The sequence below is a fragment of the Streptomyces sp. NPDC001848 genome, assembly GCF_042891915.1.
GTDB lineage: Bacteria > Actinomycetota > Actinomycetes > Streptomycetales > Streptomycetaceae > Streptomyces.
In genome coordinates, this window is record NZ_JBIATP010000013.1 from 1 (window position 1) to 25,218 (window position 25,218).

The following is a 25,218-nucleotide window of genomic DNA, read 5'->3' on the forward strand; positions in this document are numbered from 1 at the left end:
GATCGGCACAGCCGACGCGGAACGCAGCGCAGCGGAGTGCAGCGCCCTTGACTCGGCCCGCGGAAGCACGACCCTGGCAAAGAAGCGGGCGGCCCCACGGCCACATCAGCACCACGCGTCCACCCAAACCACCCCCCCGAACCACCCAAACCCCCCCGAGCCACCCAAACCACCCCCGGCCGGCCCGGCACACTCCCCCAGCCCTCACAGCCCCTCGATCAGCGTGGCCGCCCGGATCACCGCTGCCAGCGCATCCACCTCTCCCGTGCGTTGGTGGACCTCGAGGCAGGTGTCGGCGAGTTTGATGACGTGCTCGTCGCCGTGGTGGACGGCCAGGGCGAACACCTCCTCCGTCGACTCGGGGGCCGTGGGAAGGCTGTGCCGGGGTGCGGGGGCGGCGGGGGTGTAGGCCGCTGTCACGGCGGCGCTCGCCGCCCAGGCCGCGTGCAGGCTCGGCGTCCACTGGGTGGGCGGCAGTGCGGGCAGGGTGCGCAGGACGGCCATGGGGGCGGTCGCGGCGTGGACCAGCATGACGGCCGAGCCGTGGGCGTTGGGGAGGTAGTGCACGGCCGCGGCGGTCGTCAGGTCGGCCAGCCGGTCCCGGGCGTGTTCCGGCTCGGTCGCCGGGCGCAGCGCGGCCAGCGCGGTCGGCCAGTCGGGCAGGTCGGTGAGCTGGTCGAGCCGGTGGTTGATGCCCGCGGTCTGGTCCGGCACCCGCGGGACGGCCGCCAGAGCCGACGCCGGGTCTGCGGTTCCGGAAGGAGGGGCGAGCGGGACCCGTTGCCAGCGCGCCGCCCAGTAGCCGAGGGCTTGGCCCAGTTCGGCCAGGCGCGGTCCGTCCTCGTGGTCCAGCAGGGCGTGGACCGCGTGGCCGGTGCGGATCACGCCGTGGGTGGCGCCGGCCGCGATGCCGGGCAGCAGCCGTGGCCACCAAGTCTCCAGCACCGTACGCCAGGGTTGTTCACCCACTTCACGTGCGAAGAAAGCGAGCCAGTCGCCGAGGCGACGCGGGTCCCCGAGCGCCGTACGCCAGTTGTCGGCCGCGATGGGCGAGGTGCCGCGCGGCAGATCGTCCAGTCGGCGCGAGTAGAGGTCCAACCAGCGGTGGACCTGGCGGGCGTGGCCGCGCCTGACCATGGCTTCGACCGCCATGGGGCCGTGGTTGCTCAGCCAGCCTTCGAACTCCGGTCCCGTCCGATGCAGCCGTTCGTACGCCTCGTCGAGTGTGCCGTCGATGGTCATGGGACCTGACGGTAAGCGGCCATTGCTGCGCCCTCATCGGGCGCGGGATCGAGACCTGCTCGTGCATCCGGCCTAGGGCTCGGGCCCTCGGATCACGCCTGGCGCATACCGCGCCGCAATTCCCCCTTCAGGACCTTCCCGCTCGCGTTCCTCGGCAGGTCCTCGACGAACTCCACCGTCCTCGGCACCTTGTAGTTCGCCATCTCGCGGCGGGACCAGGCGATCAGGTCGTCGGACGTCACCACCGCCCCCGGCCTGCGCACCACGTACGCCTTCCCCACCTCCCCCAGCCGGGCGTCCGGGACCCCGATCACCGCCGCGTCCGCCACGTCCGGGTGCAGGGCCAGCAGTTGCTCTATCTCCGCCGGGTAGGCGTTGAAGCCGCCCACGACGTACATGTCCTTGATGCGGTCCGTGATGCGGAGGTTGCCCGCCGGGTCCAGTAGTCCGACGTCGCCCGTGCGGAGCCAACCGTCCGGGGTCAGGACTTCCGCCGTGGCCGTCTCGTCCTCGAAGTAGCCCTGCATGACGTTGAAGCCTCGGACCAGGATCTCGCCCGGAGTTCCCGCGTCGAGCGGTTCGCCCGTCGGGCCCACCACCTGTACCTCCACTCCGGGGATGGGGCGGCCGGAGGTCGTCGCGATCACCTCCGGCGCGTCGCTCCTGCGGCACATCGTCACGAAACCGCTCGCTTCCGACAGGCCGTACGCCGTCAGGACCGTTTCGACGCCCAGTTCGCCTCGTAGCCGCTCCACCAGGCGCAGTGGCACCACCGCCGCTCCGGTCACCACCAGGCGCAGAGCGGAGAGGTCGTAGGAGCTCCGTGACGGATGGTCCAGCAGCGCCTGGTGCAGGGTGGGCGGGCCGGGCAGGACCGTCACCCGCTCCGCTGCCGTGTTCGCCAGTGCCGCCTCCACGGTGAACACCGGTTGCGGGATCATCGTCGCGCCCCGCATCAGGCAGGCCAGTACGCCCGCCTTGTAGCCGAACGTGTGGAAGAAGGGATTGATGATCAGGTAGCGGTCGTCCTGCCTCAGGCCCGTCAGGTCCGCCCAGGTCTCGTACGCCCTCAGCGTCTGCGTGTGCGTGATCACCGCGCCCTTGGGGCGACCGGTCGTACCCGAGGTGAAGATGATGTCCGAGGGGCGGTCGCCCGTCACGGCCGATGACCTCCGCCGCACCTCCGGCTTCCCCACCCCCTCCCCGCTCGCCAGGAAGTCCTTCCAGGTGCGGAAGTCCGCCGGGGCGTCGTCCGCGAGGACCACCACCTGGTCCAGATACGGCAGGCCCGGCAGCGGACCGTCCCCGGGCCCCTCCCCCGCCGCCCGCCGTAGCGACGCCACATACGACGTCCCGAGGAACGCGCCCGTCACGAACAGCAGTTTGGCCCGGCTCCGGTGCAGGACGTACGCCGCTTCGGAGCCCTTGAAGCGGGTGTTGAGCGGGACCAGGACCGCGCCCGCCGACACGGCGCCCAGAGCCGACACGATCCAGTCGAGCGTGTTCGGGGCCCAGATGGCGACGCGGTCGCCGACGCCTACGCCGCTGGCCATGCAGGCCGCCGCCGCGCGTTCGACGCGGGCGCCCAGTTCGGCGTACGAGATCCGGGTACGGCCCTCGACGACCGCCTCCGAGTCGCCGTAGCGACGGGCCGCGCCGCGCACCAGCTTCGGAATGCTGCTCCACTCCCCCACGTCACCGTGCACGGCGTCCTCCCCACGGTACGCACAGCCGATTGCCGCATAGCTGACTGACCGTCAGATTAGCTGTAACCTGACCAGCCTGTCAGCCGCCAGCCCGCTGACGCCCAGTCAGACATCGCTCCCCTACGTCCGCGGAGGTGCAGCCATGGTCGGGTTCAAGGACGCGACCGCCATCGTCGGCATCGGGCAGACCGCCTTCGCCAAGCGGCTCTTGGAGTCCGAGAAGGCCCTGGCCTGCCGTGCCGTCCTCGCGGCCCTCGATGACGCCGGGATCGCGCCCGGCGAGGTCGACGCGCTCGCCTCGTACACCATGGAGGAGACCGACGAGGTGGAGGTCGCCAAGGCTCTCGGGCTCGGGGACCTGACGTTCTTCAGCAAGGTGGGGTACGGGGGCGGCGGCTCCTGCGCGACCGTCGCCCATCTCGCCGCCGCCGTCGCCACCGGGCAGGCCACCGTCGGCGTCGCCTGGCGGTCCCGCAAACGCGGCAGTGGCCCCCGGCCGTGGAAGAACACGACCGCGCAGCTGCCCACTCCCGCCCAGTGGACCCGGCCCTTCGGGCTCCTCCGGCCCGTCGACGAGATCGGGATGCTCGCGCGCCGGTACATGCACCAGTACGGGGCCACCAGGGATCACCTCTTCAACGTCGCCCTCGCCTGCCGGAACCGGGCCAACCAGAACCCCGCCGCGATCATGTACGAGCGGCCCCTGACCAGGGGCATGTACATGAGCTCGCGGTGGATCAGCGAACCGCTCTGCCTCTTCGACAACTGCCTGGAGACAGACGGGGCGTTGGCCTGCGTGGTCGTCTCCCGCGAGCGCGCCCGTGACTGCCGGCAGCGGCCCGTCTACGTCCACGCCGCCGCCCAGGGGCTCCCCGCCCAGCACCACGGCATGGTCAACTACTGGAACGACGACCCGCTCACCGGCCCTGCCTGGACCGCCGCCCGGCACCTGTGGAAGCACGCCGACTTCACCCCCGGCGACGTCGACGTCGCCCAGATCTACGACGCGTTCACGCCGCTGATCCTCCTGTCTCTGGAGGGGTACGGCTTCTGCGGCCGGGGAGAGGGCGGGGCGTTCACCGAGGGTGGCGCGCTGGAGACCGGGGGTCGGCTGCCCGTCAACACCGGGGGCGGCGGGCTGTCCGAGGCGTACGTCCACGGGTTCAACCTGATCAACGAGGGTGTGAAGCAGCTGCGCGGAACCAGCACCGCCCAGGTTCCGGGCGCCGCCACCTGTCTCGTCACCGCCGGCGAGGGGGTCCCGACCTCCGCCCTTCTGCTGAGGAGCTGAGCATGCCCGACACCGCCCCCGCCCTCCTCTCCCCCGTCCCCGACGACGACGGCGCCCCCTTCTGGGAGTACGCCGCCCGAGGCGAACTGCGCGTCCAGGCCTGCTCCGACTGCGGCGAACCGCGCTTCCCGCCGCGGCCCTGCTGCCCGCACTGCCGGTCCTTCGCGAGCGAGTGGCGGCGGACGAGCGGGAAGGGGCGGATCTGGTCGTACGTCGTCCCGCACCCGCCGCTGCTTCCGGCCTACGCGGCGCACGCCCCGTACCCCGTGATCCTGGTCGAGCTGGCCGAGGCGCCGCGCATCCGCCTCGTCGGGAACCTCGTCACCGGACCCGGCGCGCCCCTGAACTCCGTGCCGCCCGAGCGGGTCCGGATCGGTGCGAGGGTGCAGGTCGTCTTCGACGGGGACGGGGTGCCCCGGTGGGTGCTGGAGCGGTCATGAGCGAAGGGGTCGAAGAGGTCGAAGGTGCCCAAGGGGTCGAAGAGGTCGAAGGTGTCCAAAGGGTCCAAGGGGTCGAAGGGGTGCGGATCAGTGCCGACAAGGACACCGGGGTCGCGATCGTCACCCTGGACCGGCCGGCGAAGCTCAACGCCATCGACCTCGACATGGCGGCCCGACTCGCCGCCTGCTGGCGCGCGTTCCGCTACGACGACTCCGTACGGGCCGTCGTCCTCACCGGCGCCGGAGAGCGGGCGTTCTGCGCCGGGCTCGACCGGGACGCGGACGTGCCGCAGCCGAAGTCCCCGTACATGCTGGACGATCCGCTGCTGAGGATCGGCCCGAAGGCGAACGACCTGTGGAAGCCGGTGATCGCCGCGGTGCGGGGCATGGCCTGCGGCGGGGCGTTCTACCTGCTCGGCGAGAGCGAGTTCGTCGTCGCCGACACGACCGCGGCCTTCTTCGATCCGCACACCACCTACGGGATGGTCAGCGCGTACGAGGCGGTGTACATGGCGCACCGGATGCCGTACGGGGAGGCCGCCCGGATGGCGTTGATGGGGATCGCCGAGCGGATCTCCGCGCAGCGGGCGTACGAGATCGGGCTCGTGTCCGAACTCACCGCGCCCGGCGGCGCGTTGGAGGCGGCGGTGCGCTGTGCCTCGGTCGTCGCCTCCTATCCGCCGGAGGGTGTGCAGGGCACCGTACGGGCACTGTGGGCGGCGAAGGAGGCGGCGCGGGCGCAGGCCTTCGCGCAGGCGCCGGCGCTGATCGCGCTCGGGAACCTGCCGGCGGAGCGGCAGGCGGAGCTGTTCGCGGGGCGGCGGAGGGGCGGCTTCCGGGTGCGGTGATGCACTGCACCGCACCGCACCCGGTCCAGTCGGGTCCGTTCCGGTCCGTTCTGGTCCGTTCTGGTCCGGTTCGCCACCGTATGGCACATCTCGACCACAGCGCGTAGCGTCAGGGGAGACGGCCGCCGTCTCGAGCCCCTTCCGTCCGCTCCGGTACGACGGCCGTCCCCGCCCGTGCCGCACGCCGCCCGGCCCGCCACGACGGCCGTCCCCACCCACGCCCCACACGCCGCCCGGCCCGCCACGACGGCCGTCCCCACCCACGCCCCACACGCCGCCCGGCCCGCCACGACGGCCGTCCCCACCCACGCCCCACACCATCCGGCCCGGCATCACGGCCGTCCCCGCCCACGCCCCACACCATCCGGCCCGGCATCACGGCCGTCCCCACCCACGCCCCACACCATCCGGCCCGGCATCACGGCCGTCCCCACCCACGCCCCACACGCCCCCCGGCCCGCCACGACGGCCGTCCCCACCCACGCCCCACACCATCCGGCCCGGCATCACGGCCGTCCCCGCCCACGCCTCACGCCGTCCGCGCCGTGCCCGTGCCCTTCTCCGCGTCCAGGGCGTACACGCAGCGGTCCTTGCTGCACGCGTACACCACGCCGTCCTTCACCACCGGTGCGCCGGTGATCTCGCCGCCGGTGGCCAGCTTCCAGCGCAGGCGGCCGTCGTCGGCCTTCAGGGTGTACAGCAGGTGGTCCGTGGAGCCGAAGTGGATGCGGCCCTCCGCGACGGCCGGGGAGCCTACGATGTCGCCGCCCGCCTGGAAGCGCCACTTGGGGGTGCCGGTGACCGCGTCCAGGGTGTAGAGGCCCTTGCCGCTGCCCACGTGGACGTGCCCGGCGGCCACCAGCACCGGGTCGATGGCCGCCCGGGACTCGGTGGCGATGCGCCAGCGGTCGCGGCCGTCCGCCGCGTCGAGGGCGTACACGGTGCCGAGGTAGTCCGCGAGGTAGACGCCGCCGCCCGTGACCGCCGGGCCCGGGGCGAAGGCGGGCGGGCTGAGGAAGACCGCGGGCGCCTCGAAGTGCCAGCGCACCATGCCGCTCGCCACCTCAAGGGCCAGGACCCGGGTACCGGCGCAGACGTACACGGAGCCGTCGGTGGCGTGGGTGAGGCGTACGGGGACTCCGCCGCAGGCGGCCGCGTCGCCGATGGGGTACGACCAGCGCTCCTCGCCCGTGCGGGCGTCGAGGGCGCGCAGCCGGGCGTCCTGCCACACGTACACGGTGCCGTCGTGGAGCGTGGGACCGGCCTCGGGGGTCTCGAACTCGGTCTGCGCTCCGGTGAGCTCCCACAGCTTCCGGCCGCCCGACGCCTCCCACCCCTGGACGCCGCCGCCGCGGGTGGCGGTGACGACCGTGCCGCGGTCGGCCTTGAGGGAGTACACCCAGCCGTCCATCTGCAGCCGCCACAGATCGGTGCCCTCGCGGGCGTCCAGGGCGAACAGGGTGGGCCCGTCGGAGGCGTGGACACGGCCGTCCGCGATCGCCATCGACCAGGCGACGTCCCGCGTCTTGAAGCGGCGGCGGCCGGTCGCCACGTCCAGGGCGTGCACCTCGAAGGAGGTGACGTAGACCAGGTCGTCGGCGACGGCGGGGGTGCCCCAGACGTCGTTCGACATGCGGAAGCGCCACGGGCGCCAGCCGGAGGCGCTGTCCGGGGGCGCGGGCGGCGCGGGGACCGCGGGCGCGGTCCCGGGCGCGCCGTTGACCCCGGCACCCGGCCGGGACCAGGACGCGGCGAGCGCCGCCTCGGGCGGCGCCGGCTTCAGCGCGGCGGCCCGGGCGTCGGCGACCCGCGGCCCGGGCCCGATCGGCACCGCAGCGCCCGCGAGCCGCACCGGCCCGGAGTCGGGCGCGCCGACCGGCATCGGCACCGGGTCGTGGGACGGCGGGGGCGGGACCGGGTCGCGGGAGGGCGGCGGCGGCACCGCGGGGCGCGCGCCGCCGCCGCTGCGGTTGCCGGAGGGGGAGGGCTTGGTGGCCGGGCGTCCGCCCCGGCGGGCCTCGATCAGGCCGACCGCCTTCTCGGGCAACCACGCCGACGCCGTACCGCTGTCGTCGGAGCCGGAGCCGAACAGGTGCGGGGCGAGCTGGGCCTGGAGGTCGGCGGGGTTGGGGCGGGCGGTGGGGTCCATCTGCATGCAGGACTCGATGAGCGGGCGCAGCTCGTCGGGCAGGCCGGACAGGTCCGGGCCCTCGCGCAGCAGCATGAAGACGGTCTCGACGGGGTTGGCGCCGTGGAAGGGGGGATGCCCGGTGGCCGCGAAGACGAGCATCGAGCCGAGCGAGAAGACGTCGCTGGCGCCGGTGACGCTGCGCGAGTCCTTGGCCTGTTCGGGGGACATGTACGCGGGCGTGCCGACGGCCACGTTGGTCATGGTCAGACGTGTGTTCGATACACCGGAGGCGATACCGAAGTCGATCACCCGGGGGCCGTCCTCGACGACGAGGACGTTGGACGGCTTCAGGTCCCGGTGGACCAGGCCCGCCCCGTGGATGGACTGCAGGGCCTCGGCCACGCCCGCCGCGAGCCAGCGCACCGCCTGGGCCGGCAGCGGGCCGCACTCGGTCACTATCTCCTCCAGGGAGGGCGCGGGCACATAGGCGGTGGCGAGCCAGGGCACGGCCGCGCGCGGGTCGGCGTCGACCACGGCGGCGGTGTAGAAACCGGAAACCGCCCGGGCGGCCTCCACCTCGCGGGTGAAGCGCACCCGGAACAGCTGGTCCTCGGCCAGTTCCGTGCGCACCGTCTTGATCGCCACGCGCCGGCCGGACGCCGAGCGCGCGAGATAGACCAGCCCCATGCCGCCGGCACCCAGCCGTCCCAGCACCTCGAACGGCCCGATCCGCCGCGGATCGTGCTGCGTCAGCTGATCCACCACTTGCCTGCCACCTCCCCGTACGGGTCGCGTCGTCCGCCTTGTGCACGCGACCCCGTGCAGCGTCTCACCACCGCACCGCCATGGCGGCACGCACCCCGATTCTTCCTGTCCGGGCGTGTGGAAGCTAACCCGAGGGCGGAACGGGGTGTCTCAGGACAAAAGCATGGCGTGCGGGGATACGGGAAGCGGGCGCCCGCATGGTGGAACAGGGGCCTGCGGACAGGGGCCCGCGGGGCCGTGTCAGCGCTGGAGCAGCGCGAAGGACGCCCCCTGATCGTCGCTGACCACCGCCACCCGTCCGTACGAGGTGTCGAACGCCGGTACCCGTACGCGGCCGCCCAGCCGGGCCACCGCGCCGAGCGCCGCGGCGCCGTCCCGGACGCCGAAGTGGACGAGGAAGTGCGGGGGCATCTCGGCGGGGAAGACGTCCTGGAGCGGGGCCCGACCGAAGTCGGGGACGGCGCCGGGGCCGAACAGGGCCTCGTGGAAGAGGCCCGTGTAGAAGGTGTTCGCGGCGGCGGTGTCCCTCGTGTACAGCTCGGCCCAGGTGAAGGAGCCGGGCTCGTGCCGCCTGCCGAAGCCCGCGTGCGTCCCGGCCTGCCAGAGCCCGAACACGGCACCCTCGGGGTCGGCGGCCAGCGCCATGGTGCCGAGGTCGTCCACGGGCGTGGGCAGGGCCACGATCTGGCCGCCGGCCGCCTGGATCCGCCGGGCGAGCGCGGTGGCGTCGGGGGTGGCGAAGTACACCGTCCAGACGGTGGGCATCCGCCCGTCGACCTTGTGGGTCAGCGCGGCCACCGGTTCGCCGCCGAGGTGCGCCCGCACGGATGAGCCGGGCGCCTCCTCGAAGCTCCACCCGAAGAGCTCACCGTAGAACCGCTTGCCCGCCTCGACGTCGGGCAACTGCGCGTCGATCCAGCACGGGACGCCCTCCGGGAAGGGGTCGCCGTGCGAAGACCATGGCGGATTTTCGGCCATGCTGCCAAGCTAACGTGCACGACCCGTGGAGCGCTCGCGGGCGTACTCCCTTTTCACCGCCCCCAAAGCGCGCGCAGGCCCCTGTACTCCCCATTTGCAGTCGGCCGAATCGCGCTTCGATCACCCCTCGGTAAGCTGACGGCATGACAGGACAAGTGCGTACCGTCGACGGCCGCGTGGCCGGTCGGCGCGGTCAGGCGACGCGACAGAAGCTGCTCGCCTGCCTCAGCGAGATGCTCAGCTCCTCGCCTTACCGCGACGTCAAAGTCATTGATGTCGCCCGGAAGGCGGGGACGTCACCGGCGACCTTCTACCAGTACTTCCCGGATGTCGAGGGCGCCGTCCTCGAGATCGCGGACCAAATGGCCGCGGAGGGCGCCGGGTTGACCCAGCTGCTGGAAGGCCGCTCCTGGGCCGGGAAGGCCGGCTGGCAGACCGCGCAGGAACTCGTGGAGGGTTTCCTGGAGTTCTGGCGCAAACACGACGCCATCCTGCGGGTCGTGGACCTCGGCGCGGCCGAGGGCGACAAGCGCTTCTACAAGATCCGCATGAAGATCCTGAACTCGGTGAACAACTCCCTCGCGGACTCCATCGCCGAGCTGCAGTCCAAGGGCAGGGTCGACAAGGACGTGAACCCGGCGGCCGTGGCGGGCGCGCTGGTGGCGATGCTCGCGTCCGTGTCCTCGCACCAGAAGGGCTTCACGTCCTGGGGCGTCAAGCAGGCGGAACTGAAGCCGAACCTGGCGCTGTTGGTGCACCTGGGCGTCACCGGCAGGAAGCCGACGAAGTAGCCCGGCGGGCGGCACCCGCCGGCACGGCGCACGTCCTGTCATCGCGGCGGCGGTTCACCCGAGTGGGCCGTCGCCCGCAGCGCCGTCCGGCACTCCGCGCGCCGAAGCCCGGTGCCCGGGGGTGCGGTCACCGCCGTACGAGCCGGAACAGCCGGATCTCCCGCTCGACCCGCTCCTGATAGGTGGCGTACGGCGGCCAGAACGCCAGCACCGCCCGCCACGCGGCCTCCCGCTCCCGCCCCCGCAGCGGATGGGCCGTGACCGGGATGTCCTCGCCCTTGAAGCTGATCTCCGCGTCGGGGTGGGCGAGGAGGTTGTGGGTCCAGGCCGGGTGGCCGGGCCGCCCGAAGTTGGAGCCGACGAGGAGCCAGCTTCCGCCGTCCTCCGGCATGCACGCGAGCGGCGTCCGACGGGCGAGGCCGCTCCTCGCACCGGTGGACGTGAGGATCACTCCCGGCAGCATCTGCGCGCTGAGCAGCACCCTTCCCCCGGTCAGCCGGTGCACCGCACGGTCGAGGGCGGGCACGACGTGCGGCGCGGCCTTGGCGAAGGCCCGCGTGGAGGACACCTTCTGCACGATCCGTACCCCGAGGGCCGTCACACGGCCACCTCCCTCTGCTCGAAGAGCCCCGCCGCGTCCGCCGCGCGGGCCCGCAGCCGGTGCACGGGCCCGAACAGCAGCTCGTCGCCGGTGACCCGTTTGAAGTACAGATGCGCCGCGTGCTCCCAGGTGAAACCGATGCCGCCGTGCAACTGGATGCCCTCGGCCGCGGCGGTCCGCAGCGCCTGGAGGGCCTGGGCGAGCGCGAGCCCCCCGACCCGCTCCCCTCCTGCACTCGCCCACGCCGCGTAGTACGCCGCCGAGCGCGCCGCCCGCACCCGCACGTACGCATCGGCCAGTCGGTGTTTCACGGCCTGGAAGGACCCGATCGGCCGCCCGAACTGCTCCCGCTGCCCGACGTACTCGACGGTACGCTCCAGCGCCCGGCCGGCGGCTCCCACCGCCTCGCAGGCGAGCGCCGCGGCGGCACGGTCCCCGACGGAGGCGAGCGCCCCCGCCACGTCGGCACCGTCCTCACCCAGCAACTCCGCTTCGCTGTCACGGAGTTCGATCCGGGCACAGGGCCGCGTCTCGTCGAGGGTGGTCTGCCGTGTACGGACGACACCGTCCCGCACGAGGAACAGCAGCGTCCGCGACCGGGCGAACCCCCCGGCGTGCGCGGCCACGACCAGCAGCCCGGCGCTGTGTCCGTCGAGGACCTGCGCCGCCTCCCCGTACAACCGCCAGGTGCCGGCCGCCCGCCGGGCCTGGATGCCACCGGCGCGTCCGCCGCCCGCCCAGTCGCCCCGGTTGTCCCCGGTGAGGGCGAGGGCGGTGGCGAGGGCGGTGCCCGGGACGGCGAGGGTGGCGGTCAGCTCCCCGGCGGCGATACGGGGCAGTAGCTCGGCACGCTGCGCGTCGGTGCCGAGCGCGAGCAGCAGGGGCGCGGCGAGGATCGCGGTGGCGAGGAGGGGGGAGGGAGCGAGGGTGCGGCCCACCTCCTCGCAGGCGAGGGCGAGTTCGGTCGTGCCGCAGCCCGCACCGCCGTACGCCTCGGGCAGCGCAAGTCCGGGCAGACCGAGCTGTCCGCCGAGGACGGCCCACAGGGCGGGGTCGTACCCTGCGGCGTTCCGGGCGGCGGCGCGCACGTCCTCGGGCCCGCAGCGCTTGGCCAGCGCCTCGCGCACCGTACGGCGGATCCCGTCCTGTTCGCCGGTGAAGCGGGTGTCCATGCGCGAACCGTCCCTTCGCGACCATCTGATGGTCCGTCATGTTAGGTGAACGGTCTTCGCGCGCACAGGCCCCGCACCCCGCAGATCTGATGTACCGTCAGGTTCATGACTGCCAAGCCCGGTGAACGTGCCGCGATCGTCGGCGTGGCGCTCTCCGACTGCGGGCGGGCCGACGACGCGACCTCGTACGCCCTCCACGCCCAGGCCGCCCGCCGTGCCCTCGCCGACGCGGGCCTGGACCGCACGGTGATCGACGGTTTCGCCTCCGCCGGGCTCGGCACGCTGGCACCCGCGGAGGTCGCCGAGTATCTCGGTCTGCGGCCGACCTGGGTCGACTCCACCTCCGTCGGCGGCTCGACCTGGGAGGTCATGGCAGCGCACGCGGCGGACGCGATCGCCGCGGGCCACGCCCGGGCGGTGCTGCTGGCCTACGGCTCCACCGCGCGCGCGGACGTCAGGGCGGGCCGCCGCACGGGCACCCTGTCCTTCGGCGCCCGGGGCCCCCTGCAGTTCGAGGTGCCGTACGGCCACACGCTGATCGCCAAGTACGCGATGGCGGCACGCCGCCACATGCACGCCTACGGCACGACGATCGAGCAGCTGGCCGAGGTGGCGGTGCAGGCCCGGGCGAACGCGGCGGCCAACCCGGAGGCCATGTTCCGGGACCCGATCACGGTCGGGGACGTCCTGGCCGGGCCGATGATCGCGGACCCCTTCACCAAGCTGCACTGCTGCATACGCTCCGACGGCGGGGCGGCGGTCCTGCTGGTGGCCGGGGACCTGGTACGGGACTGCCGTACCCGGCCGGTGTGGGTGCTCGGCACCGGGGAGCACGTCTCGCACACGGCGATGTCCGAGTGGCCGGACTTCACGGTGTCCCCGGCGGCGGTGAGCGGCCGTCTCGCCTTCGAGCGGGCGGGGGTGCAACCGGAGGAGATCGACTTCGCGGAGATCTACGACGCCTTCACCTACATGACGCTGGTGACGCTGGAGGACCTCGGCTTCTGCGGGAAGGGCGAGGGCGGGGCGTTCGTGGAGAAGGGGCGGCTGCTGGTGGCGGGCGGGGAGCTGCCGGTGAACACGGACGGCGGCGGGCTGTCCGCCCGGCACCCGGGGATGCGGGGGCTGTTCCTGCTGGTGGAGGCGGTACGGCAGCTGCGGGGCGAGGCCGGGGCGCGGCAGGTCCGCAAGAGGGGCGGACGGCTGCCGGAGCTGGCGGTGGCGTCGGGCACGGGGGGCTGGTTCTGTTCGTCGGGGACGGTGGTGCTGGGGCGGGGGTGAGGGCAGGGGCCGGCCCTCCCGGGCGATACTCGGGGGCATGGCGACGGATCTTCATGAGCTGCTCAGGTCCCTGCGGGTGTGGGACCCGGCCACCACCGAGCTGCCCGCCTTCGACCCGGCGGCGGCGCCCGAGGAGCCGCTCGCACTGTTCACCGAGTGGTTCGCGCAGGCGGTGGCGGCGGGGCAGCCCGAGCCGCACACGATGTCACTGGCGACGGCGGACACGGACGGAACCCCGGACGTCCGCATCGTGATGCTGCACGGCGCGGACTCCGACGGCTGGTCGTTCGCGACGCACGCGGGCAGCCGCAAGGGCCGGCAGCTGGCGGCCCGGCCTTATGCCGCCCTCGGCTTCTACTGGCCCGTGCAGGGCCGTCAGGTCCGGTTGCGTGGCCCGGTCACGGCCGCGCCCTCGCAGGAGGGGCAGGCGGATCTGCACGCCCGCTCGACCGGTGCGCTGGCGGCGGCGCTGACCGGTCGGCAGAGTGAGGTGCTGGGGTCCACGGAGGAGTTGGCGCGGGCGTCGGAGGAAGCCTGGGAGCGGGCGCGGCGCGAGCCGGACGCGCCGGTCCCCTCCTGGACGCTGTACCGCCTGCGGCCCGAGGAGGTGGAGTTCTTCCAGGGCGACGCGCGGCGCCGGCATGTGCGGCTCCGGTACCGTCGCACGGACGGTGGCTGGGCGAGGGAACTGCTGTGGCCGTGAGGAAGCGTCACGCGTCCCCGAACTCGTACGTCGCGAAGTCCGCCACCGGCCGGTAACCGAGCCGCTGGTACAGGCCGTTGCTCGTGGGGTTGGCGAGGTCGGTGAAGAGCAGGACCTCCTTGGCGCCCGAGTCGAGCGCGGCCCGGGTGACGGCGGCGGTGGCGGCGCCCGCATAGCCATGGCCGCGCAGCGGCGCGGGGGTGTAGACGGGGGCGACGCGGACCTGCCCGGCGACCTCGGGGGTGGCCCCCGCCATCGAAACGGGCGTGCCGTCGGCGGTTTCCCACAGCGTGACGCCGCCACGGGCGAGCCGGGTCTCGGCCCAGCGGTCCGGGTCCTGCCCGGGAGCCTCGCCGATGTCCGCCGCGAACTCGGCGAACCACCGTGCGACCACTTCCAGGTCGCCCGCCCCGGCGACACGGGCCCGGCCCGGTGGCGGGGGCTCGGGCGGGGTGAGGGTGCCGAGGCGGTAGAGGCGCTGGCTCCTCGCGAGCCGGGCGGTGGCCCCGGTGCGGCGCTCCCAGGCGGCCGCGAACTCGGCGGCCGCCGCGACCGGTCCGAAGGCCGACGGGAGCGTCCGCTGCTCCTCCGTGAGCCGTGCCGCCAGCGCGTCGGCGGTCCCTTCCGGGAGTTCGGTGAGGTTGAGCTGGAACGGGGGCGTGCGCAGGACGGTGGCGCGCACCGTTCCGTCGCCGTCCACGAGGCGGCCGAAGTACGGCGCCCGGTCGCCGTACGTGGTGGGGCCGTTTCTGCGCAGGGTGTCGGTGACCGTCAGCTGGATGGTGTGCAGCGCGGGCTCGGACCAGAGGAACGGCCCGACGCGGTCGAGGAACTGCTCGAGGTCGTCGGTGAACTGCCAGTCGTATGCGTCTGAGTCCATACGCCACCGTCTCGTGAGCCACCGCGCCGCGCACGCCATTTAAGCGCTCGGCGAGGGAATCGCCGGCTCCGGATCCGTCGCGATCCGCGCGTGCAGATGCACGTCCCGGAAGGCGTCCTGCCGGCCCGCCTCGAACATCGCACCCCGCAGTGTCCCCTCGTACCGGAAGCCGCAGCGCTCGGCGACCCGGCACGAGACATCGTGGCCCAGGGCATGCCCCAGCTCCACCCGGTGCAGCCCCAGATCGGTGAAGGCGAAGTGCGCGGCGAGCGCGAGGGCGCGGGCGGCGACCCGGTGGCCGCGGGCCTCGGGCAGGACCCAGTAACCGACGCGCGTGACGCGCAGGGCGAGGCTGAGCTCGTTGAGGCTGATGGAGCCCAGCGTGGCACCGCTCGCCGCGTCCGTGATCCGGAACGTCATGCCCGTCCCGCTCTCCGCAGCCTCCACCTTCGAGCGCAGCGACTCCCGTGCGCTCTCCCGGTCCCCGACCAGCCTCAGCGGCGTGTTCCACCGCAGGAAGTCCGGGTCGGTCAGGCCCCGCAGCCACGTCTCGACATGCTCCTCCGACCCGACGTCCCAGGAGGTGAGCCGCAGGCCCAGGCCGTGCACTTCGGGAAAGGGGCGGAGGGGGGATCGCTCGCGTATGTCAGCCATTCGGCCATTCAACCAAGGCCGGCACCCCGATCATCGGCTGCGCGGCCGGAACACCGGTGCGCCCTCCCGGAATGCCACCTCCAGTTCCATGCCCACCCGCAGCCGGCCGCCCTGCTCGCACTCCACCACCTCGGTCATCATCCGCGGCCCCTCCACGAGGTCGACGACGGCCGCCACATAGGGCGTGCGCTCGGCGAAGGGCGGCAGGTCGTTGCGGTGGACGACGGACCAGGTGTAGAGGGTGGCCCGGCCGCTCGCCGGCTCCCAGGTCACCTTCTCGCTCCAGCAGAACGGGCAGAACTCGCGCGGGTAGTGGTGCGCGCGCCCGCAGGCCGCGCAGCGGCGCACCAGCAGCCGCCCCTCCGCCGCCGCATCCCAGTACGGGCGGGTGAAGGCGTCGACCTCGGGAAGGTCGAACCGTGGCCGCCCACCCGTCGCCCCACTCACCGGAACAACTCCAGGGCGCTGTCCACCGACCATGTCTGCCACGACATCCCGAACAGCCCCACCACCGAGATCAGCACCATCATCGAGTTCTGTCCCTGCTCGGCCCAGTCGTGGATCATGAGGACGAAGTAGAGGACGTTGAGCAGCAGGCCGCCGACCAGGGCGGCCGGCGTGAGAAAGCCGGCGATCAGCCCGAGCCCGAGGGCGAGCTCCGCGTACGCCACCACGTACGCCATCGCCTTGGGCCTGGGGGCGACCACGACGTCGAAGCCGCTGCGCACCGCCGTCCAACGGTGCTTGGCCGCGATGTCCGCGGCCCACGCGATCCCGGCACCCCGCTCGAACCAGGCCTTCTTGTCCTTGTGCCGCCAGCTCTCCAGCCACCACAGCCCGAGCCCGATTCGCAGCAGGGCGAGCCACTCGGCGCCGGTGAGCCAGATCGTGTCCATATCAGCCTCGCTTCCACCGACCAGGGCCCGTCCGCGTTTTTCTGACGGTACGTCAGTTCAGCGCACCCCATGGGAGTCGCGCAAGACTCCTCACAAGCGGGCCATCCACGTCACGAACCGCACGCACTCCCCCTACAGTCGTGATCGATTCGCAACCGATTCCGGTCTTGACCGAGACCCATCAACGGATGGGGTGGTTACGCTCCCGCTCATGGCCGACTCGTCTGCTGCTTCGTCGCGTGCCGTGATACCCGCCCACGAGGACCGACCGGTGTACGTCGTCGGCGGCGGCCCGGGCGGGCTCGCCACCGCGTACGCGTTGCGCGCCCAGGGTGTACGGGCCGTCGTACTGGAGAAGTCCGACCGGGTCGGAGCGTCCTGGCGGCGCCACTACGACCGGCTGCACCTGCACACCACGCGGCGCCTGTCCGCTCTGCCCGGGCTGCCGATGCCGCGATCCTTCGGGCGGTGGGTGTCACGCGACGACGTGGTGCGCTACCTGGAGAACTACGCCGAGCACCACCAGCTGGAGATCGTCACCGGTGTCGAGGTGTCCCGCATAGATCCCGCCCCCGACGGCACCGGCTGGCTGCTGCGCGCCACCGGTGGCCGGGAGCTGACCGGCAGTGCGGTCGTCGTGGCCACCGGCCACAACCACACCCCGCGGGTGCCCGACTGGCCCGGCCGTGACGCCTTCACCGGCGAGTTCCTGCACGCCGGCGAGTACCGCAACGCGAAGCCGTACGCCGGCCGCGACGTCCTCGTCGTCGGTGTCGGCAACACCGGCGCCGAGATCGCCGTCGACCTGGTGGAGGGCGGCGCCTCGCGGGTGCGGCTGTCGGTACGGACGGCGCCCCACATCGTGCGCCGGTCCACCGCCGGGTGGGCCGCGCAGTACACCGGCGTGCTCGTACGGCGGCTGCCGGTGGGGCTCGTGGACCGGCTGGCCCGGCCGGTGGCGAGGCTGAGCGTGCCGGACCTGTCGGCCTACGGGCTGCCCCGGCCCGGCACGGGCCTGTACAACAGGGTCAAGGACGGTGCCATCCCGGTGCAGGACGTCGGGCTCATCGACGCCGTGCGCAAGCGGCGGGTGGAGGTGGTGGCGGCCGTCGAGGGCTTCGAGGGCGGCAAGGTCGCCCTCGCCGACGGCAGCCGGATCGAGCCGGAGGCCGTGATCGCCGCGACCGGGTACGTCCGCGCCCTGGAGGGCCTCGTGGGGCACCTCGGTGTCCTCGACGCCCGCGGCAGGCCGGTCGTCCACGGCGCCCGCAGCCCGCGCACCGCCCCCGGCCTGTACTTCACCGGCTTCACCAATCCGATCAGCGGCATGCTCCGCGAACTGGCCATCGACGCCCAGAAGATCGCCAAGGCGGTGGCACGGCACACGGAACGGACCCGCGCGGCCCGCTGACACCAACCGGCCTCACCCGGCAGAGCGCCCGCCCACGGCCCCGCGCTGCACGCCTCTTCCTGACATTGCATCGGTTCAGTAATCTGACAGAGCGTCAGCTAAAGGCTGTCCGTTGTCGGAGCCGTCACACAGAAGCGGGCGGAGCGATGCTTGGATCAACCCGTGGCACCCTGACCACCGACTCCCGCCGGGCCCGCGTCGCCGCCTGCGGGCAGCCGCCCTCGCCCGTGGTGCGGGGCCGGACCGCCGACGCCGGTGACGTCGATGTCAGCGGGCGGCGGCTGCATGCCGACGTGCCCGACCTGGACCGGTTCTTCCGGCCCGAGTCCGTCGCCGTCGTCGGTGCCTCAGACACCGAGGGACGCCCGAACGCCGGCATCACCCGGCAACTGCTCGCCTGGGCCGAGCGCGTCGGCGCCCGGCTGCACCCCGTGCACCCCACCCGTCAGTCCGTCTTCGGCACGCCCTGCTCCCCTTCCGTCGCGGACCTGCCCGAACAGGTGGACCTCGCCGTGCTCCTCGTCTCCGACCCGCTCCCCGTCCTGGAGGAACTGGGGGCGGCCAAGGTGAAGTTCGCCGTCGTCTTCGCCTCCGGGTTCGCCGAGCTGGGCGAGCACGGAGCCCTCGCCCAGGCCGGGCTGGCGGCCACCGCCCGGCGGGCCGGAGTGCGGCTGCTCGGGCCGAACACCAACCTCAACGCCTTCGAGCGGTTCCGGGACGACCTCGACGGGCCGGCCATCGCCCTGATCACCCAGTCCGGCCACCAGGGGCGGCCCGTCTTCGCCCTGCAGGAGCTCGGCATACGGCTCTCCCACTGGGCTCCCACCGGCAACGAGGCCGACCTGGAGACCGCCGACTTCCTCTCCTACTTCGCCGAGCGACCCGAGGTCGGCGCCATCGCCTGCTACATCGAGGGTCTGAAGGACGGCCGCGCCTTCCTGCTGGCCGCCGACCGGGCCGCCCGGCGTGGTGTGCCGGTCGTCGCGGTCAAGGTCGGCCGCACGGAGGCCGGTGCCCGCACCGCCGCCTCACACACCGGCAAGTTGACCGGCGCGGACGACGTGATCGATGCGGCGATGCGGCAGTACGGGGTGATCCGCGTCGACGGACTGGACGAACTCCAGGACACCGCCACCCTGTTGGCCCGGGCCCGTCCCCCGCGCGCCGACGGTGTCGTCGTCTATTCGATCTCGGGCGGCACGGGCGCGCACGTCGCGGACCTCGCGGCCGGGGCGGGGCTGCGGCTGCCGGTGCTGTCCGAGGCCAGGCAGGCCGAGCTGCACCGGTGGATCCCCGAGTACCTGAGCGTCGCCAACCCGGTCGACAACGGCGGTCACCCGGTGGGCGACGAGCGCGGGCGGAAGATCATCGACGCCCTCCTGGACGACCCGCAGGTGGGCGTGCTCATCTGCCCGATCCCCGGGCCCTTCCCACCGCTGAGCGACAGGCTGGTGCGGGACCTGGTGGACGCGGCGGAGCACACGGACAAGCTGGTGTGCGTGGTGTGGGGGTCGCCGGTCGGCACCGAGGCCGCGTACCGCGAGACGCTGCTCGGCTCCTCGCGCGTGGTCACCTTCCGCACGGTCGCGAACTGCGTCTCGGCCGTCCGCGCCCACCTCGACCACCACCGCTTCGTACGCGGCTACCGCTCTCCCTTCGACGAGGCGCCGCGCACCCCCTCGCCCTCCTTCCGCAAGGCGCAGGCGCTGATGCGGCCCGGGCTGCAGCTGAGCGAGCACGCGGCGAAGCAACTGCTGCGGGCGTACGGCATCCGCGTACCGCGCGAGCAGCTGGTCACCAGCGCGGCGGCGGCCGTACGCGCGGCCGGGCTGGTGGGCTACCCGGTGGTGATGAAGGCGTCCGGCGCCCAGATCGCCCACAAGACGGAGCTCGGCCTGGTGAAGATCGGGCTGACCTCCGCCAGCCAGGTCCGGGACGCCTACCGGGAGCTGACCGACATCGCACGCTACGAAGGCATCAAGCTCGACGGTGTCCTCGTGTGCCAGATGGTCGAGCGGGGGGTCGAGATGGTCGTCGGCGTCTCGCACGACCGGCTCTTCGGACCCACGGTGACCGTCGGGCTCGGCGGTGTGCTGGTCGAGGTACTGCGGGACGCGGCCGTGCGCGTGCCGCCCTTCGGTGAGGAGCAGGCGCGGGCCATGCTCTGCGAGCTGCGCGGGCGGGCCCTGCTGGACGGGGTGCGCGGGCGTCCCCCGGCCGACCTCGACGCGCTCGTCGAGGTGGTGCTCCGCGTCCAGCGCATGGCGCTCGAACTCGGCGACGGGATCGCGGAGCTGGACATCAATCCGCTGATGGTGCTGCCCAGGGGACAGGGAGCCGTGGCGCTGGACGCGCTGGCGGTGTGCCGCTGAGGCCCGGATCAGCCGACTCACGAAACGGAACACGATGACGTCCTCCCCCGAAGACTCCATGGACAGCGAAGATCCCGTCGAGTCATTGGTACTGCACACCACTGACAATCACGTCGCGCAGCTCACCCTCAACCGCCCCGACTCCCTCAACGCCATCACCCCTGACCTGCGTGAACTCCTCATCCGAAAACTTCTCGACGCCTCCGCGGACCCCGACGTGCGCGCCGTGGTCCTCACGGGCGCGGGACGCGGTTTCTGCGCCGGCGCGGACCTGCGCGGCGGGGCGGCGGGCGGTGCGCGGATCGCCGGCGACGTCGCGCGGACGATCCGCCGGGGCGCCCAGCGGCTGGTCGCCGCGGTCCTCGACTGCGAGAAGCCGGTGATCGCCGCCGTGAACGGGACCGCCGCCGGACTCGGCGCCCACCTCGCGTTCGCCTGCGACCTGGTCCTCGCGGCCGAGTCGGCGACGTTCGTCGAGGTGTTCGTGCGCCGCGGCCTGGTCCCGGACGGCGGCGGGGCGTACCTGCTGCCCCGGCTGGTCGGCCCGCAGCGCGCCAAGGAGCTGATGTTCTTCGGCGATGCGCTCCCGGCCGCGGACGCGGAACGCCTCGGCCTGGTCAACCGTGTCGTACCGGGGCACGCCCTGGAGAAGACCGCCCGCGAGTGGGCCGCCCGTCTCGCCGCCGGCCCCACCCGCGCCCTGGCCCTCACCAAGCAACTGGTCAACGCCTCCCTGGACGCCGACCGCGCCGCCGCCTTCACCGCCGAGGCCACGGCCCAGGAGATCAACATGACGACGGCGGACGCCCGGGAGGGCGTGGCGAGCTTCGTGGAGCGGCGGACCGCCGAGTTCACGGGCCGGTGAGGCGCCGGCCCGGCGGCTCCCAGTCCCGCTTCAGGATGTGCAGGTCTCCCGCGTCCGGGTCACCGAACAGGACGAACAGCTCCGGGTCGTGCTCCGTTCCGCCGATGGTCCAGTAGGTCTCCTCGCCGCATCCCCCACCGAGCCGTACGACGACACCGTCCCGCCGTTCGGGTCCCACCACGCCGTCGCGCCCGTAGCGGCCCTCGGTGTCGAGCGCCCAGGTGCCGGTGCCGTCGCACACGACGAAATCGGCGAACCCCTTGTCGTCCTGGGACGCGGGCTGGGCCGGAACCTTCGTCAGGTCCGCACGTCCGCCCGGACGCAGCCGCAGCACCGCGCCGTCGCCTCCGCGCCAAACCCCGGTGAGCTGCTGCGCGGACAGCACCGGCGGTTCGTAGTTCTGGAGCAGGCCCACTGACGAGGCGAGCGCGGCGCCCACGCCGATCGCCACGCAGAGCGCGACGGAAGCGAGCGCCGAGCGGAACCAGACGCCCCAACGTCCCCACACCCGCCCGGCCCGCGTGCGGCGGCGGACGTACGCGACCCCGAGGACCGGCAGGACGGCCAGGGCCGTGAGCCACCCGGCCGTGACGGTCAAAGGCCAGTCCCAGAGCGCGGCGGCCGCCCCGGCCCCGAGCAGCGCGAGGGCCGCGGAGCACACCAGGTGCCACACCCACTCGGCCCCGCCGACGCGCCGGACCACGAGGCGGGCGAGCGTGGCGGCCGGCATCGTGTGCACGGCCGCGTGGAACAGCCCCAGGACCGGCAGCACCAGCGGTGCGAGGACGAGGAGGCAGGCCACACCGAACATGCCGCCGTATCCGACACCGTGGTCGTCACCGGTCGAGGCGTGGATCAACAGGATCAGACCGACCGCTGGAAGCTGCGCCGCACCCACCGCCGCGGCCACTTCCACATTGTGTTCCGCCGGGTCCGCACCGGCGCGCCGTCGTCTGTCCCCCCACCCCATGAGGGGCAGCGTACGCGGGGGCGTGCGAGCGGTTTGCGCAACCCTTCTCATCTGACAGGGCGTCAGCTTCAATGGGCGGTGTGATGGGACACGCAGGGATGGCGGCCACCGCCGTCCGATACCTCAGGTCCATCGGGGCGCCCGCGGTCGCGGGACCCCTCGAAGCGTTGCCGCGGCCCGAGTTGCGGGCCGTGCGGGAGGACGAGCGGGCGCCCGTCGACTCGGCTGAATTCCGGCGCGTTCTCGGGAACTTCGCCACCGGCGTCACCGTTGTCACCGCGCCGGCGGTGGACGGTGAGGTGGCCCCCGCCGGTTTCGCCTGCCAGTCGTTCTCGTCCCTCTCCCTGGAACCACCGTTGGTCGTGTTCATGGTCGGCCGGACGTCGAGCACCTGGCCGCGGATCGCCCGCGCCGGCGTTTTCTGCGTGAACGTGCTCGCCGCCCACCAGGTCGAGCTGTGCCGAGCTTTCGCGGTGAGCGGCGGGGACAAGTTCGCCGGGGTCCGGCAGGAGCCGGCGCCCTTCTCCGGCGCGCCGCGCCTCGCCGGCGCCACGGCGTGGATCGACTGCGCCATCCACGCCGTCCACACGGGCGGCGACCATCTCATCGTGGTGGGGCGGGTGGAGGCCCTGGGGACCGGTGACGGGGACGACACGCCGCTGCTGTTCCACAAGGGGCGGTTCCTCTAGTGCCGCGGCAGGCAACGTTTGCCCCGTCGCGACGCCCGGCACGCTCCCCCAAGCTCTTCGGGCGGGGGAACCCCCACTCGCCGCACCGGCCGAAACCCCATAGACCCCTTTCCGCACAGCCGGTCGGGTCAGGCCAGGGCCGGTGCGCCCACCGGGCGGCGCCGGATCACCAGGGCCATCAGGGCTGCCGCCGCGCACAGTGCGCCCGCCGCGTACCAGACCACGTCGTAGGAGCCGAAGGTGTCCCGTGCCACGCCGCCGAGGAACGCGACCAGGGCCGCGCCGACCTGGTGGGAGGCGAGGACCCAGCCGAAGACGATGGCGCTGTCCTCGCCGTACTGCTCCCGGCACAGCGCCAGCGTCGGCGGGACCGTGGCCACCCAGTCCAGGCCGTAGAAGACGATGAAGAAGATCATCGGCGGGTGCACGGACGGGGCCAGCAGCATGGGCAGGAACAGCAGCGAGATCCCGCGCAGGGCGTAGTACACGGCGAGCAGACGGCGCGGCTCGAAGCGGTCCGTGAACCAGCCCGAGGCGATCGTGCCCGCCACGTCGAAGACGCCGACGACCGCGAGCAGCGAGGCCGCCGCCGTGATCGGCATGCCGTGGTCGTGGGCCGCGGGGACGAAGTGGGTCTGGATCAGGCCGTTGGTGGAGGCGCCGCAGATCGCGAAGGTGCCGGCCAGCAGCCAGAACGGGCCCGTGCGCACCGCCGAGAACAGCACGGTGACGGTGCGGCGGGCGGCGCCCAGCGCGGGTTCCGGCTTCGGTACGAACTCCTCTGCGCCGTACGGCTTCAGGCCCACGTCCGCCGGGTGGTCGCGCAGCAGGAGCCAGACGAAGGGGACGACCGCGAGCGCGGCGAGGGCCACGGTCACCGCGGCCGGGCGCCAGCCGTGGTGCTCCACCATCCAGGACAGCACGGGCAGGAAGATCAGCTGCCCGGAGGCCGACGCGGCGGTGAGGATGCCGCTCACCAGGCCGCGCCGCTCGGCGAACCAGCGGTTGGTGACCGTCGCCGCGAAGGCCAGCGCCATCGAACCCGAGCCCAGGCCGACCAGCAGGCCCCAGCAGAGCAGGAGCTGCCAGGGCGCCGTCATCCACACGGTCGCGCCCGAGCCGAGTGCGATCACGGCGAGGGCCACGGCGACCACCCTGCGGATGCCGAAGCGGTCCATCAGGGCGGCGGCGAACGGGGCCGTCAGGCCGTACAGCGCGAGGTTGATCGACACGGCCGCGCCGATCGTGCCGCGCGACCAGTGGAACTCCTGGTGCAGCGGGTCGATCAGCAGGCCCGGCAGCGAACGGAAGGCCGCGGCGCCGATGATCGTCACGAAGGTGACGGCGGCGACGAACCAGGCGCGGTGGATGCGTGTCGTCGTGGTCGGTCGTGGTTCCTCGACAGCGGGTGCGGTTGCGGTCGTCTGGGTCACGTCATAGAGCTTCCGGCCTGGGACCGTTCCGATCGAGTGGCCCGAGGGACAGCATTCGCTAGGATCGGGCCATGGCCCGTGAGTCCGCGTTCCAGCCGCACCGCGTCGTCGTCCTCGCCCTCGACGGGCTCCTCCCCTTCGAACTGGGCATCCCGCACCGGATCTTCGGTCGCCCCCAGGACGCCGAGGGCCGGCATCTGTACGAGGTCGTCACCTGCTCCGTCCGGCCGCCGGGCCCGGTGGAGACGGACGCCGACTTCTCCATCCACGTCGGGAACGGCCCGGAGGCCCTGGCCACCGCCGACACCGTCATCGTCCCCGCGTCGTACGAGCTCGGCCCGGTCTTCGAGGAAGGCGTGCTCACCGACGAGCTGGCCGCCGCGCTGGCCCGCATCCGGCCGGGCACCCGGCTCGCCTCCATCTGCACCGGGGTCTACGTCCTCGCCGCCGCCGGTTACCTGGACGGCCGCCCCGCCACCACCCACTGGGCCGACGCCGAGCGGTTCCAGCGGCTCTTCCCCCGGATCGAGGTCGACCCGGACGTCCTGTTCATCGACGACGGCGACCTCCTGACCTCCGCGGGCGTCGCGGCCGGGATCGACCTGTGCCTGCACATGGTGCGCCGCGACCACGGCAGCGCCGTCGCCAACGACGTGGCCCGCCGCACGGTCGTTCCGCCGCACCGCGACGGCGGTCAGGCGCAGTACATCCACCGCCCGGTTCCCGAGCCACAGCTGGCGACCACGACCGCCGCCCGCGCCTGGGCACTGGGCCGCCTTCACGAACCGATCCAGTTGCGCGACATGGCGGAGCAGGAGGCCATGTCCGTACGCACCTTCACGCGCCGCTTCCGCGAGGAGGTCGGCATGAGCCCGGGCCAGTGGCTCACCCAGCAGCGCGTCGAACGGGCCCGCCATCTGCTGGAGTCCACCGACCTGTCGATGGACCAGGTGGCGCAGGACGCCGGTTTCGGCACCGCCCAGTCCATGCGACAGCATCTCCAGGCGGCGCTGGGCGTCACTCCGAGCGCGTACCGGCGGACCTTCCGCATGGAGGCCACCGACCCGATCGGCACTTCCCGAACCGGGCGGCCCTGACC

At 73.1% G+C, this 25,218-nt stretch carries 23 protein-coding genes; 11 read left to right on the plus strand and 12 right to left on the minus strand.

The features are described from left to right. Positions 1–204: 204 nt before the first annotated feature. Both ACFYZJ_RS25775 and ACFYZJ_RS25780 read right to left on the minus strand, forming a co-directional pair. Positions 205–1,242, minus strand: a complete 1,038-nt coding sequence (locus ACFYZJ_RS25775) for a questin oxidase family protein (protein ID WP_388571683.1) — start codon at positions 1,240–1,242, stop codon at positions 205–207. A 92-nt stretch (positions 1,243–1,334) separates the two neighbouring features. Then, entirely contained in the window at positions 1,335–2,948 is a 1,614-nt protein-coding gene (locus ACFYZJ_RS25780) for a FadD3 family acyl-CoA ligase (protein WP_388571684.1), read from the minus strand. Between the two features lie 142 nt (positions 2,949–3,090). Here ACFYZJ_RS25780 and ACFYZJ_RS25785 point away from each other — a divergent pair, with 142 nt between their 5' ends. Genes ACFYZJ_RS25785 through ACFYZJ_RS25795 form a run of 3 tightly spaced genes read left to right on the plus strand, consistent with a single transcriptional unit; the run spans position 3,091 to position 5,527 of the window. Further along, on the plus strand, positions 3,091–4,239 hold the full coding sequence (locus ACFYZJ_RS25785) for a lipid-transfer protein (RefSeq protein WP_388571686.1): 1,149 nt from the start codon (positions 3,091–3,093) through the stop codon (positions 4,237–4,239). Between the two features lie 2 nt (positions 4,240–4,241). Further along, positions 4,242–4,679, plus strand: a complete 438-nt coding sequence (locus ACFYZJ_RS25790) for a Zn-ribbon domain-containing OB-fold protein (protein WP_388571687.1) — start codon at positions 4,242–4,244, stop codon at positions 4,677–4,679. After that, positions 4,676–5,527: an enoyl-CoA hydratase/isomerase family protein gene (locus tag ACFYZJ_RS25795; RefSeq protein WP_388571688.1), complete on the plus strand. Its 852-nt coding sequence runs from the start codon at positions 4,676–4,678 to the stop codon at positions 5,525–5,527. The genes ACFYZJ_RS25790 and ACFYZJ_RS25795 overlap by 4 nt, the downstream gene beginning before the upstream one ends. A gap of 529 nt (positions 5,528–6,056) precedes the next feature. Here the strand turns inward: ACFYZJ_RS25795 and ACFYZJ_RS25800 are convergent. Both ACFYZJ_RS25800 and ACFYZJ_RS25805 read right to left on the minus strand, forming a co-directional pair. Continuing rightward, positions 6,057–8,423: a PQQ-binding-like beta-propeller repeat protein gene (locus ACFYZJ_RS25800; protein ID WP_388571689.1), complete on the minus strand. Its 2,367-nt coding sequence runs from the start codon at positions 8,421–8,423 to the stop codon at positions 6,057–6,059. A 240-nt stretch (positions 8,424–8,663) separates the two neighbouring features. After that, complete coding sequence (locus tag ACFYZJ_RS25805) at positions 8,664–9,401, minus strand: VOC family protein (RefSeq protein WP_388571691.1); 738 nt, start codon at positions 9,399–9,401, stop codon at positions 8,664–8,666. 155 nt (positions 9,402–9,556) lie between these two features. Here ACFYZJ_RS25805 and ACFYZJ_RS25810 point away from each other — a divergent pair, with 155 nt between their 5' ends. Beyond that, the gene (locus tag ACFYZJ_RS25810) at positions 9,557–10,192 is read left to right on the plus strand and encodes a TetR family transcriptional regulator (protein WP_388572110.1); all 636 of its coding nucleotides are present in this window, start codon (positions 9,557–9,559) and stop codon (positions 10,190–10,192) included. A gap of 127 nt (positions 10,193–10,319) precedes the next feature. Here the strand turns inward: ACFYZJ_RS25810 and ACFYZJ_RS25815 are convergent, their stop codons facing one another. Then, positions 10,320–10,793: a nitroreductase/quinone reductase family protein gene (locus ACFYZJ_RS25815; RefSeq protein ID WP_388571693.1), complete on the minus strand. Its 474-nt coding sequence runs from the start codon at positions 10,791–10,793 to the stop codon at positions 10,320–10,322. After that, complete coding sequence (locus tag ACFYZJ_RS25820; protein ID WP_388571694.1) at positions 10,790–11,965, minus strand: acyl-CoA dehydrogenase family protein; 1,176 nt, start codon at positions 11,963–11,965, stop codon at positions 10,790–10,792. Before ACFYZJ_RS25820 ends, ACFYZJ_RS25815 begins: the two co-directional genes overlap by 4 nt. A 105-nt stretch (positions 11,966–12,070) precedes the next feature. On the opposite strand from ACFYZJ_RS25820, the gene ACFYZJ_RS25825 reads away from it, so the two are divergent. Further along, complete coding sequence (locus ACFYZJ_RS25825) at positions 12,071–13,246, plus strand: acetyl-CoA acetyltransferase (protein WP_388571696.1); 1,176 nt, start codon at positions 12,071–12,073, stop codon at positions 13,244–13,246. Between the two features lie 37 nt (positions 13,247–13,283). After that, a complete protein-coding gene (locus tag ACFYZJ_RS25830; protein WP_388571698.1) occupies positions 13,284–13,949 on the plus strand; it encodes a pyridoxal 5'-phosphate synthase in 666 nt (221 codons plus the stop codon). Between the two features lie 7 nt (positions 13,950–13,956). Here ACFYZJ_RS25830 and ACFYZJ_RS25835 read toward each other — a convergent pair whose 3' ends face one another. The 4 genes from ACFYZJ_RS25835 to ACFYZJ_RS25850 are packed head-to-tail and all read right to left on the minus strand — an operon-like array spanning position 13,957 to position 16,379. Further along, on the minus strand, positions 13,957–14,829 hold the full coding sequence (locus tag ACFYZJ_RS25835; RefSeq protein ID WP_388571699.1) for a GNAT family N-acetyltransferase: 873 nt from the start codon (positions 14,827–14,829) through the stop codon (positions 13,957–13,959). Positions 14,830–14,868: 39 nt separating this feature from the next. Beyond that, the gene (locus tag ACFYZJ_RS25840; RefSeq protein WP_388571700.1) at positions 14,869–15,483 is read right to left on the minus strand and encodes a GNAT family N-acetyltransferase; all 615 of its coding nucleotides are present in this window, start codon (positions 15,481–15,483) and stop codon (positions 14,869–14,871) included. Between the two features lie 30 nt (positions 15,484–15,513). Beyond that, positions 15,514–15,963 (minus strand): Zn-ribbon domain-containing OB-fold protein, encoded by a 450-nt coding sequence (locus ACFYZJ_RS25845; RefSeq protein WP_388572111.1) that lies wholly within the window; start codon positions 15,961–15,963, stop codon positions 15,514–15,516. Then, positions 15,927–16,379, minus strand: a complete 453-nt coding sequence (locus ACFYZJ_RS25850; RefSeq protein ID WP_388571701.1) for a DoxX family protein — start codon at positions 16,377–16,379, stop codon at positions 15,927–15,929. Before ACFYZJ_RS25850 ends, ACFYZJ_RS25845 begins: the two co-directional genes overlap by 37 nt. A 211-nt stretch (positions 16,380–16,590) precedes the next feature. Between ACFYZJ_RS25850 and ACFYZJ_RS25855 the strand changes: the two genes are divergently transcribed. From ACFYZJ_RS25855 to ACFYZJ_RS25865, 3 genes are all read left to right on the plus strand, one after another. Next, on the plus strand, positions 16,591–17,790 hold the full coding sequence (locus tag ACFYZJ_RS25855; RefSeq protein ID WP_388571703.1) for a flavin-containing monooxygenase: 1,200 nt from the start codon (positions 16,591–16,593) through the stop codon (positions 17,788–17,790). A 146-nt stretch (positions 17,791–17,936) separates the two neighbouring features. After that, complete coding sequence (locus tag ACFYZJ_RS25860) at positions 17,937–20,162, plus strand: acetate--CoA ligase family protein (protein WP_388571704.1); 2,226 nt, start codon at positions 17,937–17,939, stop codon at positions 20,160–20,162. 58 nt (positions 20,163–20,220) lie between these two features. Continuing rightward, entirely contained in the window at positions 20,221–21,027 is an 807-nt protein-coding gene (locus ACFYZJ_RS25865) for an enoyl-CoA hydratase/isomerase family protein (RefSeq protein ID WP_388571706.1), read from the plus strand. On the opposite strand, the gene ACFYZJ_RS25870 is transcribed toward ACFYZJ_RS25865, so the two are convergent. Next, positions 21,014–21,997 (minus strand): hypothetical protein, encoded by a 984-nt coding sequence (locus ACFYZJ_RS25870; protein WP_388571708.1) that lies wholly within the window; start codon positions 21,995–21,997, stop codon positions 21,014–21,016. The two genes, ACFYZJ_RS25865 and ACFYZJ_RS25870, sit on opposite strands and share 14 nt — an antisense overlap. Positions 21,998–22,080: 83 nt before the next feature. Between ACFYZJ_RS25870 and ACFYZJ_RS25875 the strand changes: the two genes are divergently transcribed. Beyond that, positions 22,081–22,686: a flavin reductase family protein gene (locus ACFYZJ_RS25875; protein WP_388571710.1), complete on the plus strand. Its 606-nt coding sequence runs from the start codon at positions 22,081–22,083 to the stop codon at positions 22,684–22,686. A 128-nt stretch (positions 22,687–22,814) separates the two neighbouring features. Here ACFYZJ_RS25875 and ACFYZJ_RS25880 read toward each other — a convergent pair whose 3' ends face one another. Next, the gene (locus ACFYZJ_RS25880) at positions 22,815–24,119 is read right to left on the minus strand and encodes an MFS transporter (protein ID WP_388571711.1); all 1,305 of its coding nucleotides are present in this window, start codon (positions 24,117–24,119) and stop codon (positions 22,815–22,817) included. Positions 24,120–24,190: 71 nt separating this feature from the next. Between ACFYZJ_RS25880 and ACFYZJ_RS25885 the strand changes: the two genes are divergently transcribed. After that, a complete protein-coding gene (locus tag ACFYZJ_RS25885; protein ID WP_388571713.1) occupies positions 24,191–25,216 on the plus strand; it encodes a GlxA family transcriptional regulator in 1,026 nt (341 codons plus the stop codon). Positions 25,217–25,218: the final 2 nt, after the last annotated feature.